Origin of the sequence: Pustulibacterium marinum, assembly GCF_900116665.1 — a bacterium.
Lineage (GTDB): Bacteria > Bacteroidota > Bacteroidia > Flavobacteriales > Flavobacteriaceae > Pustulibacterium > Pustulibacterium marinum.
Map to the genome: position 1 here is coordinate 49,380 of NZ_FPBK01000012.1, position 14,264 is coordinate 63,643.

The window sequence follows — 14,264 nt, forward strand, 5'->3', positions numbered from 1 at the left end:
ATAAGCAATGGCAATAGGTAAAAAACTATTGCCATTGCTGTTTTATTTAATTAGTTAATTATGATAGAATCTACAGTTGCTGTAACTGTTGAAAGGTCTGTAATGTCTGCAGCTAAACCTACAATATCAACTACAAATACTACACAACCGTCTGCACTTGATCCTGGAGTATAGCTTACAGTATACGTTCCGTCACCGGTTACAGAAATAGCATCTCCATTTCCTTGCGGACTCCAATCTGAATCTGCATAATAGATAGAAGTGCTATAGTCTCCGGTTACGCCAGTTCCACTAATGGTAAATGTAACTTCTACAGTGTTATCAAAAACAAAGTCACTAGTATTCACTGGAGGAGTGGTAGCAGTAGTACCATATTCGTTATAGATTTCGATACGGAAATTTCCATTTTCTTCGATATCTCCATAAGTAATTAATGCGTTGTCTACGTCTACTTCGGTATCTTCACCTTCTACAGGATCTCCGCCGCTACCGCCGCTGATTTCATTATTAATAACATAATGGTATGCTAACCATTGGTCACTTGAAGCATCATAGGTAGTACCGAACCAAAGTCCGAAACTCTCAAAATCATCTGGTACAGCTTTGATAACTGTAAAGGTAGCAGCTGTAGGCGTCATCCAACTGTCACTATTTCCTATCAACGTGCCATCATCACTTAATGTAATTTCATTGGTACTTTCATTGATGGTAAATGTTCCGGTAGTTTCAACTCCGTTTTCATTTTTCAGGTAATTTTGAGTACCTCCATATTGGTCAAAACGAATGTAAGATTCAGAAGCAATAGTTGCCCAAGCATCATTCCAACCCCAATCGTAAGAATCATTTGCAGAAGAAGTCCATCCGTTTCCGGCAGTGATCCAATCCACAGGGTTTCCACTTCCATCTAATTTCCAATATCTACCGGCAGCTGCACCGCCTGTAAGAATATCTAATAACTCACCAGCTTCAAACGTAGGTTCAAAACCTTCATCTGGTTCCACAATTTCTTCTTCTGGAGTCCAGTTGTCACTATATTCTTGAGTAATGAAGTTATAGACAAGTAAAGCAGCACCTTCACATTCATCTTTTCTAAGAACAGCCAACTGCATAGTATCTTCAGTTAGAGAGAATATTTTGATATCTCCCCAATTTGCTACACAAGCATCTCTACCGCTATCATGTAAAATAGTAGCGTCTGTTGTAGAAAGTGTGTATTCATCTGGGTCTAAATAATAGGTTCCGGATTGTGAACCAAGAGCAGGAATAGTTAAATGTTCTACTTCTAAATATGGACCACCGTCTAAGCTGAATGTCATGCTACCAAAGTCTGCAGCATCCATTAACCAAGTGTTTCCAGACCACTCTGGATTCCAGTTCCAACAGTCTTCACCATAACATCCATCTTCTCCACCTTCTAACCAACCATTATCGGTTCCGTAGAAATAAAGTGGACCATCAAAATATTTAGAAACACCATCGGCATCTAGATCTAGTAACCAAGTTTTACTGTTACCAACACCACCAGAGATGTTTTCCCAAAGTTCGTCTTCGATATAGTTGAAATTATCAGAAGTTACCGTGAGCGTAACAGGATCTGCTTCTACCAAACCACCATCTGTCATTGCAGAGAATTGAATGGTATAATCACCTGCAAAAGCGTAGTGTATTGTATCTATAGCTCTGGTAGACCTACCTGTACCGTAATCCCAAACCGGGATGGTTTCTTCTGTATTGTTGATAAGAATAATGGTATTACCACCTTCGTCTATCGAATAATCTTGAATGATCTCAAAATCCAGATCAGATGCATCTAGTTTTGTACCCAAGTCAAAATCTTTGTCTCCACAGGAAGTAGCTATTAAACTAATTCCTGCCAAAAGAAATGCGTATTTATATAACTTTTTCATTGTTCTTTACATTTATAGTTTAGCTAAGTATTACCAACCGTTGTTTTGTTCTAAAACACCGTCAGACAGCGTAATCTGTGTATTTGGAATTTGCTGTAAACCTTCGGTTTCCTGAATTTTAGAAGCCGATATCGTTTTGGTTACTTCCACACCACCGTTTAATAGAGTAGTACTGGTTGCAATAGTGTTTGCAGCTGTGCTCACACCTTGACGTAATAGATCCCAATAACGAACTCCTTCAAGAGCGAATTCTTTATGTCTTTCTTTCATAAGGTTTGTAGTATTCACAGGAATTTGCGTGTAACTATCACCCATTGCACGTTCTCTAACCATATTGAAATAACTCTGAGCGTTACCACTACCAAGTTCAGCAGCCATTAACAATACATCGGAATAACGAATAACAAAATAATCTTGGAATTGACCAATCATAAAGTCATCACCACCCAAAATAACAGCAGCACTGTTAAGGTTTCCATCTTCATCATACGCCAACATTGGAGCATATTTCTTGTTGTAATAACCCGTATATTCTCTTTGTTTATCAATATTTGTAAATGGAATTTCCTCTTCATCTAAAGCGATTACAGAAGCTTCTTGTCTGCTATCGCCATCATTATAAAGATCATATAGATCTGAGTTTACAGTAACTCCCCAACCATTTCCATAAGGATAATAGGAGAACTCACGCATACCAAACATAACCATCCAGTGGTTACCATCAGTATTTCCATCATAGTCACTAGTGTATGTGAATTTAACAGAGAAAACAACTTCTTCATTATCTTCACCAGCGTACGTATCTGGAGATGCTGCTGGCCATAATGTATTGAAATCGCTTACAAGGCCGTGACCACTATTGTCAATAACATCTTCAAGGTGTTGTAAAGCTTCTGACTGAGAAACTAAACCAACCAAATCAGACTGTCCGTAATAGCCAGTGTAGTATAAATATACTCTTCCTAGCATAGATTTTGCTGCCCATTTTGTAATTCTACCATGCGTAGTTGAACTATAAGTTACGTCTTCTAAGTTTTCCGCAGCAAATAAAAGATCTTGAGCTATTACTGTATATACTTCATCTGGTTCTGCTTGAGGTAAATTCTCTACAGATGGTTCTGTAAGTAAAGGAACATTACCAAATAAACGTACCAAGTCAAAATACATATAAGCTCTTATAAACCTTGCTTCACTTTCGTAAATAGGGCGTAGCTCTTCACTCCCTGTCCAATCTATATTGTCTAAGTTTTGTAATAATGTATTACATCTAAAAATAGCAGCATAGTATTTTGTCCAAGTATCATCATAGATATCTACATAAGACGGAGCTCTTGTAGGGTCAAACTCATCAATGGCTTGATAGTTATAGGCATCTGAATTACCAACACCACCATAACAGTCATCTGATAAAATTTCTGAAGCCAATGCAAACGGTGTTCCCGAAGCACCTTCTGCAATCTGCATTCCGTCATAACAACCAACAAGGGCGTCATAAGCTTCACTTGGTGTTGTATAGAAATTACTGCTGGTAAGCTCTGTCATTGGTTCGGTATCTAAGTAATCTTTAGAACAAGAACCTAATGAAAGCATTGCTACTGCTGCTGCGTATATTGTTATCTTTTTCATCTTGCTTTTAGAATTTAATATTTAGTCCCACCATATACGTTTTTGGACGTGGGTAATATCCAACATCTACACCGGAAGAAAAGTTATATTCATCCGTTGAAACTCCGTAACCAACTTCTGGATCCATACCTGTATATTTTGTAAATGTATACAAGTTTAAGGCAGAGAAGTAAACTCTTAATTGACTTGCAAAGAAGTTTTCTTTCTTGATCACTTTGGCAATATCAAACCCTAAGGTAACGTTGCTGATTCTTAAGAAATCTCCATCTTTTACATAAATGTCAGAGAATTTGGTGTAGTTTCTATTGTCAAGGGTTAATCTAGGTAAATCGTTAGACGATCCCGGACCATGCCAACGGTCTAAGTATTCTCCTGAATAATTAGCATAAGCACTAGATTGATTTCTGTAAGATTGAACAATTTGATTTCCTGCAACACCATTGGTTTGAATAGAAAGATCAAATGCTTTGTAGTTTGCACCAATGTTGAAACCATAGTTTAATTTAGGCATTGGACTACCAATTTCAGTTTTATCGTTGGTATCAATTACACCATCTCCGTTTACATCTACATAGATAAGATCTCCTGGTTCTGCATCTGGTAAAATTTGAGTTCCGTCTGCACCTACGTAGTTTTGAACATCTTCTTCTGTTTGGAAAACACCTGCTGTTTGGTATCCCCAGAAATAACCTAGTGGATGTCCTTCTTCAGCTCTATAAAATTCTGGAGAGTTATCCCATAATTGATTGGTTTCTCCGTGAATAATTCCGTCAGATGTAGGAATGTTTCCAACTTCATTTTTATTGAAAGCTCCATTTACACCAACGCTAAAGCTAAAGTCTTCACTCACATTTTCTCTATATGAAAGCGCTACTTCAACCCCTTTGTTTGTAATATCACCACCGTTGATGTATTGAGATTCAACACCAGAGGTAGCTAAAGTAGGAATACTGATTAACCAATCTTTTGTGGTTTTGTTATACCAGTCAAAAGCTACTTGAAGTTTTGAATTGAAGAAACGTGCATCAAAACCTAAATCTAATTGTTCTGAAGTTTCCCAAACCAAATCAGGATTTGCTAAACTGTTTGGATATGCTCCCGGAGTTTGAACTGCTTCTTCACTACCAAAATTGTAATTGGTATATGCATAAGTAATACGAGATAGGTACTGGAAGTTTCCTAAGTTTTGGTTACCCACTTGTCCCCAGCTAGCTCTCACTTTGAAATAGTCTAACCAACCTTGCGTTTTTTCCATGAAGTTTTCATTGGTCATGATCCAACCACCAGAAATAGATGGGAAATATCCCCAACGGTTTCCATCAGCAAACTGAGAAGAACCATCTGCTCTAAAGGTTACATTTAAAAGGTAGGTTTCTTTGAAGTTATAGTTAACTCTACCAAAATATGACATACGCTTGTTTTGTGCATAAGGTCCACCATTCAAAGTAATTTGTGCTCCATCAGTATTGGTTGCGTTGCTTAACCAAGCGTGAGACAAATCATTAAAAATTAAGTTTACATTGCTACCATACATAGATTCACCTTCATAGTTGTATGAAGAAGTACCTAACATAGTTTCAAAATGATGCTCATCGTTAAGATCAAAATTATAGGTAAGTAAGTTATCCCAGATCAATGATTTTGCTTTGGTCATTGTTTGGCTAGCAGTACTATACAAGTTGAAATCATAAGAAGACAATGTATAAATAGGACTAAAGGTATGCCCTTGAGATGCCGTATAATCAAGTCCTAAACTTGTTCTGAATTTTAAATTGTCTAACAATTCAAACTGCATATAAATGTTACCCAAAAGTTTTTGAGTTTCATAAGCATTTTGATTTGAATACAACATAGAAGCATATGGGTTAGAGAACCCTGCCAAATATACCGCGCTATCGCCTGAAGTATTGTAGTAATTTCCATCGGCATCATACATTGGAACTAATGGACTTGCATTGAACGCACTTCGCAAAGAGTTGTTTGCAATACCGCCAACACCAATTCCGTTGTTTTTGATGTACGCAAAACTTAAGTTTTGACCAAAGGTAATACGATCGTTATATAATTTATGATCTGAATTGAAACGGAAATTATAACGCTCATAATTAGAAAGATCTTCACCACCTACAACACCTTCTTGATTCAAATAAGAAATAGAAGAAGAGTATGAAGAAGCATCACTACCACCTGTAATACCAAGTGTGTAATTTTCTGTTTTAGCATCTGTAAACATTTCATCTAACCAGTTGGTGTTTGTTGAAATGTTAGCAATGTCTTCATTAGAAAATACTACAGAACTACCAGAATTTAAGGAAGCTTCATTAATTAATGTAGCATATTCTGTAGAGTTTAACATGTCTGTAGTTCTACCAACTTGCTGAATACCGTAGTACTGGTCAAAAGTAATTTGAGCATGGCCTTTTTTACCTTTTTTGGTAGTTACCAAAACCACCCCATTAGAAGCTTGTGAACCATAAATTGCAGCAGAAGCAGCATCTTTTAATACAGAAATACTTTCGATATCTGCATTGTTCAAATAAGAAATGTCATCTGTTAAAACTCCATCTACTACGTAAAGAGGAGAGTTACTTCCTGTAGAACCTGCACCACGAATCAATACATTGAAACCATCACCAGGTTGCCCGGATGTAGAGGTAATTTGCACCCCTGCTGTTTGTCCTTGTAAAGCTTGTAATGCACTAGTGGTACTTTGTTTTTGAAGATCATCACCAGAAACTTGTACGTTAGCTCCGGTAACTAATTCTTTCTTCTGAGTACCATACCCTACAACAATTACTTCGTCTAATTGTTGAGTATCAGAAGTTAAAACTACATCGATTGCGGTTTGACCGTTTACTGAAACTTCTTTGGTAACAAAACCAATGTAACTAAACACCAATACAGCATCGGGAGCCACACTTAAAGTGTAGTTCCCGTCAAAATCTGTAGCAGTACCATTGGAGGTACCTTTTTCCATAACACTTACTCCCGGTAATAACATTCCGTCTTCAGCTCCGGTAATTGCACCTGTTACTGTGATTTTGTCTTGTGCGTTTGCACGTTGAAAACCAAGTAAACAACCCAAAACCATCAGACAGAAAAATATTTTTCCTGGAGAGATAAGATATTTTGTTCTCATAATTAATTAAGGTTTACTGTTATTTGTTTGAAAAAAATTGAATTAAATAGCGTTTGCTATTATTTGTTCATATAGTTCTTGTTTTCCGCTTATTTGCTGAGGTTCACCGCTAGCTTTTGCAATTTGTGAAAGTTGCTCTAGTGAAAGTTCTCCTTTTTCAAAAGCAGCACCGTTACCACTGTCAAAGCTTGCGTAACGCTCTTGTCTAAGTGATTTGTATTTAGTCTCTTTTAGAATTTTATCTGCCATGATCAATCCTCTTGCAAAAATGTCCATACCAGAAATGTGTGCGATGAATTTGTCTTCTAAATCGGTAGAATTTCTTCTCACTTTTGCATCAAAGTTGATTCCTCCACCTTGAATTCCGCCACCTTCAAGAATAATCAACATAGCTTGTGTAACTTCAAACAGATCAATAGGGAACTGGTCTGTATCCCATCCGTTTTGGTAATCACCTCTGTTGGCATCTATACTTCCTAATTTACCTGCATCTACTGCAACTTGTAATTCATGTTCAAAAGTATGACCGGCTAACGTAGCGTGATTTACTTCTAAATTCAGCTTAAAATCATCCTGAAGATTGAATTTGTTCATGAAACCTAAACATGTAGCTGCATCAAAATCATATTGGTGCTTGGTAGGTTCCATTGGTTTTGGTTCAATTAAGAATGTACCTTCAAAACCATTTTTACGAGCATAATCTCTACAGATAGTTAAGAACTGAGCCAAATGTTCTTGCTCGCGTTTCATATCGGTATTTAATAAACTCATATAGCCTTCACGACCACCCCAGAATACGTAGTTTTCACCGCCTAAAGCAATGGTAGCATCAATAGCAATTTTTGCTTGTGCACCAGCATAGGCAACCACATCAAAATTTGGGTTTGTAGAAGCTCCGTTCATAAAACGAGGATTGCTAAACAGGTTAGAAGTTCCCCAAAGTAGTTTGATGCCGCTTTCTGCTTGTTTCTCTTTTGCGTAGTCTACCATCGTTTCCATACGCTTTTCGAATTCCGCTAGGGTTGGAGCTTCGTCTACTACATCTACATCATGAAAACAGTAAAAAGGAACACCAAGTTTGCTTCCAAATTCAAAAGCAGCATCCATTTTGTCTTTTGCTCTTTCTATTACGTTTTCTTTTTTGTCCCAAGCAAATGTTTCGGTTGGTGCACCAAACGGATCCCCACCTTTATTGTTAAATGTGTGCCAGTAAGCCATTGCAAAACGTAAATGTTCTTTCAACGTTTTTCCTGCAACAACTTTGTTCTCGTCATACCATTTAAAGGCTAACGGATTATCACTTTCTCTTCCTTCGAAAGCAATTTTATCTATACTTTTAAAAAATGATTGTTTGGTAGTGTCCATAATTATAGTTCTGTATTAATGTGATGTTTCCAGTTATTGTATATTTCTTTGTATTGATTTGTTAATGCAGCAGTTGGTTCTATTCGCTCTAAACATTCAAGATTTTCAAATGCTTCTTCGTAACTTTTGTAGTAACCATAACCAAAGGCAGCGCCTCTCGCAGCACCTTCGGCACCAGAAGTGTTGTACAATTCTAAAGCCGTATCGGTAGTGTTTACAAATATCTCACGGAATACGGGACTCAAGAATAAGTTGGCTTTACCAGCTTTTACCAAAGAACCCGATGCTCCAACGCTTTTCATCACGTCAAAACCAAAGTTCATGGCAAATACGATTCCTTCACAAGCAGCTCTAACCACTTCGGCAGATTGATGAATATTGAAGTTTAAATTTTGAATTCCTGAGGTTACATTCTTATTATTGAAAATACGCTCTACGCCATTTCCAAAAGGGTAGAAGCGAAGGTCTTTCGCACCGGCAGAAGTAGCCGCCGCTAAACCATTTAGTTTTTCATAATCGATGAGTGAAGTTCCGCTAACCGACATAATTTTACGTAACCATTGGTAGCAAATTCCCGATCCGTTGATACAAACCATAACCCCGTTTCTTTTTTCTTCGGGAGTATTGTTTACATGTAAAAAGGTGTTGATTCGGTTTTGTTGATCATAATTATCTTGGTCACTTACCGCATAAATTACAGCCGAAGTTCCTGCTGTAGTGGCAATTTCTCCTGGCTTTAAAACATTTAGAGATAATGCATTATTTGGTTGATCACCTCCGCGATAGGTAATCTTTACATCTTTTGAAAAACCAAGTTCCTCAGCAATAGCTGCACTAATGGTAGCTTGCTCGCCGAAGTTAGGAACAATCTCCGGAACCAATTCAGAAGGAATTTCCATTTGCTCCATAATTTCGGTAGCCAAACGTCCTTCTTTAAAATTCCATAAAGTTCCTTCTGATAGACCGGATGTACTTATTTGTGCAACACCCGAAAGTTTTGCTGCAATAAAATCACCCGGAAGCATCATATAAGCTGCTTCCTCAAGAATTTCAGGTTGATTTTCTTTTACCCATTTTAATTTTGAAGCAGTAAAATTACCCGGACTTCCTAATAAAGTTTCCTGGCAATGCGTTTCTCCAATTTGTAAATAGGATTGAGCACCAAGTACTGCAGCTCTACTATCACACCAAATGATTGCCGGTCTTACAGGATTCAAGGCTTCGTCTGTAAGTACCAATCCGTGCATTTGATATGCAATCCCTATTCCTTTGATTTTGCTTAGATCTACTTGATATTTACTGGCTAACTTTGCAATACCATCTTTGGTATATTGCCACCATAATTCAGGATCTTGCTCAGCCCAACCAAATTTAGGCGCTTTGATTTCCATTTCGAAATCGGGAGCAGTAACCGAAGCTATACAACGTCCTTTATCAGCATCTAAAACTGATAATTTAACGGAGGAACTTCCTAAATCTATTCCTAAAAAATACATAGTTTGTTGTGTAATTTTATTTTTTAAGCCAAATACTTTCGATGTCTTCTAATGTTTTTCCTTTTGTTTCAGGAACAAATTTCCAAACAATCAATCCAGATAAAACAGCCATGATACCGTAGATCCAATAAGCGAATCCATGGTGGAACATAGCGTTTAATTCTTCGTTATTATTCATTATAGGGAATGTCCAGCTTACGGTAAGGTTTGCCAACCATTGTACTGCCACAGCTACGGCCATTACACCTTTGATTCTATTTGGAAAAATTTCAGCCAATAATACCCAGGTTACAGGTCCCCATGACATAGCAAACGCTGCTATGTATAGTAGCATGAGAAGTAATGCCAAAATTCCGGTAGCTTCTGCGTACAGTGTAAAACCTAGACCTATCATACTGATGGCCATAAATACACTTCCTATCAACATAAGTTTGGTTCTACCGAATTTATCTACAGTGGTAATGGCTAGAATGGTAAATAACATATTGATACAACCAACAATAATGGTTTGCTTCATGGAAGCATCGTTTTCTACTCCCATGCCTTTAAAAATCTCGGGAGCGTAGTAAAGTACCACATTGATACCTACAAATTGCTGAAATACCGATAACAGAATGCCTATGATAATTACTGCCCAACCGAAAGATAACCAATGACTTTTCTTTTGGTTGAATGAATTTTTAATGTTTGATAAGATTACCGGAGCAGCTTCTGGACCATTCATTTTTTCCAAAACTTTCAAGGCATCTGCTTCCTGACCTTTCATTACCTGGAAACGAGGAGTTTTTGGAACAAATATTAAAGAAAGTAGAAAAATGACCGCAGGAATACATTCTGATAAAAACATATAACGCCATCCGGTAGTGTTGATCCATTCTGGCGATTGGCCGGCAACAATCAAGTAGTTAACAAAATACACTATTAGCATTCCGCTTACAATGGCAAACTGATTGAAGGAAACCAATTTTCCTCTAATATGTGTAGGAGCCATTTCAGCAATGTACAATGGTGCTAGCATACTTGCCAACCCAACGCCAACACCTCCAATAATTCTATAAATAATAAACGAGGTTAAGTAATTACCGCCAAAAATATTCATGGTATCGGGGAACGCTGAACCCATGGCAGAAATCAAAAATAAGATGGCTGCTAAGATCAATCCGTTTCTTCTACCTAAGGAATTAGCAGTTTTATCGCCTATAGAACCACCAATGATACAACCAACGATAGCAGAACTTATCACAAAACCTAAAATTGAACTTCTAAGGTTTTCGGTAATCACATTTGGAGCGCTAAGAAATCCTGTATAGTAAAAGTAACCTCCAATAACCAAAAAGACTATTACGATTGCGGAAGCTTTAATTTTAGAAAAGAATTTGTAAACGAAAGATGAGAACAGCACTGCAATGGCTATAATACAAACAGTAAGAATCACTTTGTATTCTATAATGGCTGCTGCAGAAGAAGCTCCTGTGGTATCCAAAGCAGCCACGAAAAACTGATTTAAAGAACTTACCGCTCCCGAAATTACAGCTGTATCATACCCAAAAAGCAAACCTCCCAAACTGGCAACCAGCGTGATGAGATAAACACTTATTTTATCAACCGAAGTCTGTTTACTCATTTTATAGTCGTTTAAACATTAAGATATGGTTAATTCGACTACAAGTTTAAAGCTATTTTTTGATATTTTCAATAATTAAGTTTTATTTTTTTGTAATAGTGATTTAAATCATGAAAGCTATGCATTATTCTCATTTAAGTGTAATGTATACATTTATTATGTAAGTGTAGTATTCATAAAGGTTTGCTAAAATTGAGGTTTATGAAATCGATGTAGTAAAGCGTCTGGAAGGCGATATGTTAAAGTTTTTAGCTCTTTGTTAGTAGGTGTTATAAACTGAAAGAATTTTCAGATTCATCAAGAAAACGTTTTCATAATATCTGTCAATCATGCATTGGTATTTTCAATGTGACGAACCACTTTTTGAAGCAAAGAATTGTACCTTTACTACAAATTATCAGCTATGAAATTTGGAAAAGTAGACCATCCTGAAACTGTAGATTTTACCATACCGAAAGACCATCCGGAAACGGAGGTAATCCTTCAAAATTCAGAACCTAAAAGTTTTGAAGTGTATGTTGGTTGTGCCAAATGGAATAAACAAGATTTGAAGAATTTTTATCCAAGAGGTACCAAAAACGAATTGGAATATTATGCTTCCCAATTTAACAGTATAGAACTAAATGCTACCTTCTATAGAAATTTTCCAACTACACAGTTCGATAAATGGTATGCTGCTGTGCCTGATGATTTCCGTTTTTTTCCAAAAATTATGCAACGTGTAAGTCATTTAAAGCGATTGAATGGTATTGACGATGCTTTGGAAGAATGTTTGGATGGGTTTGTACACTTAAAAGAAAAGCTGGGTACCGTATTTCTCCAGATGCATAACAACTTCGCTCCTAAGAATTTTGACAGAGTGCAACGCTTTGTAGAGCTTTGGCCAAAGGAAATTCCGTTGGCGGTAGAATTTAGACATACCGATTGGTTCAATGATACCACAGTTTCAGAAGAGTTGTATCATTTATTGCAAGAAAACGGGTTGGGTAATATCATTGTAGATACCGCCGGTAGACGTGACCTTATGCATATGAGACTTACCAATGATGAGGCTTTTGTACGCTATGTTGGGGCAAATCATCCCACAGATTATGACAGGCTAGACGAATGGATAGATAGAATAGAACTTTGGAAAGCTCAGGGATTGTCAAAACTTGATTTCTTTATACATCAAAATATTGAAGAGTCTTCGCCATTACTTTCAGCATATTTTATAGAACAATTGAATAAAAGATTGGGATTGTCATTGCACATTCCACAAACATTAGATAACAACAATAAAAATTTATTTTCATGAGATTTCATACAAGAAAATGGGTAAAACCCGAAGATCTCAACGCAAACGGAACTTTATTTGGAGGAAAGCTTTTGGCTTGGATTGATGAAGAGTCTGCGCTGTATTCTATCATACAACTGGAAAATAGTAAAGTAGTTACCAAATATATGTCTGAAATCAACTTTATGGCTTCTGCACGTCAGGGTGATATTGTAGAGATTGGAATAGAGGTGGTTAAATTTGGTCGTTCTTCGTTGGTACTGAAATGTGAAGTACGAAATAAGATGACCCGCGAAACCATTATTACCGTAGACAATATTATTATGGTAAACTTAGGTGATGATGGAAGACCAAAACCACATGGGAAAACCGAAGTGGAATTTGTAAAAGATCGTTTAGCGGAGGCCGAAGCAAATGGCGACAATTAATAGTATTTTTTCATTATGGAAAAGCAAAGAGCAGGTATTAAACCTGCTCTTGTTGTATATGAAAATCTTTACCGGTTGGTAACTCGTAAATTTCTAAATCAAAATACGGAACGGCAGCAATCAAATGTTCAAAAATATCTGCCATGATACGTTCATAATTTACCCAACGTTTATCACTACAAAATACATAAATCTCCAAGGGAATTCCTTGTGGAGTAGGAGCCAGATGACGCGTCATCATCGTCATGTCTTTATTGGTAGCCGGGTGTGTTTTGAGATACTCATCACAATACTTTCGGAAAATACCCAAATTGGTTTGGTTTCGTCCGTTGACCAAATTGGTTTTATCGTATTTATGTTCTCTATTAAAATTATCAATATCACGCTGACGGTGTTCTATATAATCGGCTACGTCTTTTATCTTGGAAAACTTCGCTAAGTCTTCTTTAGTAAGAAAACGCACACTATTTGTTTTAATGTAAATAGCCCTTTTGATACGTCTACCACCGCTATTTTGCATTCCTCTCCAGTTTTGGAAAGAATCAGAAATTAGGGCATAGGTAGGAATGGTGGTGATGGTGTTATCAAAATTACGAACCTTTACCGTGGTAAGGTTGATCTCAAATACATCGCCATCTGCACCATATTTTGAAAGCGTAATCCAATCGCCAACACGTACCATATCGTTTACAGAAACCTGAATACTGGCTACAAATCCCAAAATAGAATCTTTGAATACCAATAGTATTACTGCTGAAGCGGCACCCAGTGTTCCTAAGAAATATAGAATGCTTTTTCCGGTTAATGTGGAGAATATGAAAAGGCAACCGATGATCCAAAATACAATGATGATCACCTGTGCAAAACTATCTACAGGTTTGTCTCTAAAGGCTTCTTTGGTTTTCAGGAAGTCGCGAGTGGTTTTCACCAGACTTCTTAGAATCCAAATGATCAAAATGATCAAGTACACATCGGTGATGGCCATGACTGCAATTTTCCAATCTTCCAGCCCCTGAAAAATAGCAGGAATCAAATTCACTACCAGAATCAATGGAATTACGTGTCCTACATATTTAGGGAAGTTACTTTCAACCAGAAAATCATCAAAAGTAGTTTTGGTTTTGTCTGAAAAAGCTTTGAATGCTTGCACCACTACTTTTCTACAAATCCAGTCAAACAGAATTACGGCAACCAGTAATATGGTTACATTTACCAAAAGGTTGATATTAAAAGCGGTTTGTTCTTCAAAACCGTGTTCACGAAGATAATTGTATACCAGTTTGGTTAACCAGTTTAAATTTTCCATCATAGTTGTTTCATCAGATATTAGAGCGCTTGCTATGTACCTTTAGTACATAGGTTCACTAGTACAAAATACTCTGGCAAAACTACAAATTATCCTG

The 14,264-nt window shown here is 37.0% G+C and carries 9 protein-coding genes; 2 read left to right on the top strand and 7 right to left on the bottom strand.

Features of this window, described 5'->3' with window-relative positions; all coding sequences use genetic code 11:
- Positions 1-50: 50 nt before the first annotated feature.
- Genes BM383_RS14360 through xylE form a run of 6 tightly spaced genes read right to left on the bottom strand, consistent with a single transcriptional unit; the run spans position 51 to position 11,157 of the window.
- Positions 51-1,907 carry a hypothetical protein gene (locus BM383_RS14360; RefSeq protein WP_177229134.1) on the bottom strand — a complete coding sequence of 619 codons (1,857 nt, stop codon included), beginning with the start codon at positions 1,905-1,907 and terminating at the stop codon, positions 51-53.
- A gap of 30 nt (positions 1,908-1,937) precedes the next feature.
- Positions 1,938-3,533, bottom strand: a complete 1,596-nt coding sequence (locus tag BM383_RS14365; protein ID WP_093025842.1) for a RagB/SusD family nutrient uptake outer membrane protein — start codon at positions 3,531-3,533, stop codon at positions 1,938-1,940.
- A gap of 7 nt (positions 3,534-3,540) precedes the next feature.
- Positions 3,541-6,672: a SusC/RagA family TonB-linked outer membrane protein gene (locus BM383_RS14370; RefSeq protein WP_093025843.1), complete on the bottom strand. Its 3,132-nt coding sequence runs from the start codon at positions 6,670-6,672 to the stop codon at positions 3,541-3,543.
- Positions 6,673-6,714: 42 nt separating this feature from the next.
- Entirely contained in the window at positions 6,715-8,037 is a 1,323-nt protein-coding gene (gene xylA / locus BM383_RS14375; RefSeq protein WP_093025844.1) for a xylose isomerase, read from the bottom strand.
- 2 nt (positions 8,038-8,039) lie between these two features.
- On the bottom strand, positions 8,040-9,533 hold the full coding sequence (locus BM383_RS14380) for a xylulokinase (RefSeq protein WP_093025845.1): 1,494 nt from the start codon (positions 9,531-9,533) through the stop codon (positions 8,040-8,042).
- Positions 9,534-9,549: 16 nt separating this feature from the next.
- Positions 9,550-11,157 carry a D-xylose transporter XylE gene (gene xylE / locus BM383_RS14385; protein WP_093025846.1) on the bottom strand — a complete coding sequence of 536 codons (1,608 nt, stop codon included), beginning with the start codon at positions 11,155-11,157 and terminating at the stop codon, positions 9,550-9,552.
- Positions 11,158-11,560: 403 nt separating this feature from the next.
- Between xylE and BM383_RS14390 the strand changes: the two genes are divergently transcribed.
- Positions 11,561-12,454 carry a DUF72 domain-containing protein gene (locus BM383_RS14390; RefSeq protein ID WP_093025847.1) on the top strand — a complete coding sequence of 298 codons (894 nt, stop codon included), beginning with the start codon at positions 11,561-11,563 and terminating at the stop codon, positions 12,452-12,454.
- Complete coding sequence (locus BM383_RS14395) at positions 12,451-12,861, top strand: acyl-CoA thioesterase (protein ID WP_093025848.1); 411 nt, start codon at positions 12,451-12,453, stop codon at positions 12,859-12,861. Before BM383_RS14390 ends, BM383_RS14395 begins: the two co-directional genes overlap by 4 nt.
- A gap of 37 nt (positions 12,862-12,898) precedes the next feature.
- Here the strand turns inward: BM383_RS14395 and BM383_RS14400 are convergent, their stop codons facing one another.
- Positions 12,899-14,167 carry a mechanosensitive ion channel family protein gene (locus tag BM383_RS14400; RefSeq protein ID WP_317040086.1) on the bottom strand — a complete coding sequence of 423 codons (1,269 nt, stop codon included), beginning with the start codon at positions 14,165-14,167 and terminating at the stop codon, positions 12,899-12,901.
- Between the last annotated feature and the right edge of the window lie 97 nt (positions 14,168-14,264).

Coding starts and splice junctions, on each gene's coding strand:
- BM383_RS14395 (WP_093025848.1), top strand. CDS start 12,451: ATGAGATTTCATACAAGAAAATGGGTAAAACCCGAAGATCTCAACGCA.
- BM383_RS14360 (WP_177229134.1), bottom strand. CDS start 1,907: ATGAAAAAGTTATATAAATACGCATTTCTTTTGGCAGGAATTAGTTTA.
- BM383_RS14390 (WP_093025847.1), top strand. CDS start 11,561: ATGAAATTTGGAAAAGTAGACCATCCTGAAACTGTAGATTTTACCATA.
- BM383_RS14370 (WP_093025843.1), bottom strand. CDS start 6,672: ATGAGAACAAAATATCTTATCTCTCCAGGAAAAATATTTTTCTGTCTG.
- BM383_RS14400 (WP_317040086.1), bottom strand. CDS start 14,167: ATGGAAAATTTAAACTGGTTAACCAAACTGGTATACAATTATCTTCGT.
- BM383_RS14365 (WP_093025842.1), bottom strand. CDS start 3,533: ATGAAAAAGATAACAATATACGCAGCAGCAGTAGCAATGCTTTCATTA.
- xylA (WP_093025844.1), bottom strand. CDS start 8,037: ATGGACACTACCAAACAATCATTTTTTAAAAGTATAGATAAAATTGCT.
- BM383_RS14380 (WP_093025845.1), bottom strand. CDS start 9,533: ATGTATTTTTTAGGAATAGATTTAGGAAGTTCCTCCGTTAAATTATCA.
- xylE (WP_093025846.1), bottom strand. CDS start 11,157: ATGAGTAAACAGACTTCGGTTGATAAAATAAGTGTTTATCTCATCACG.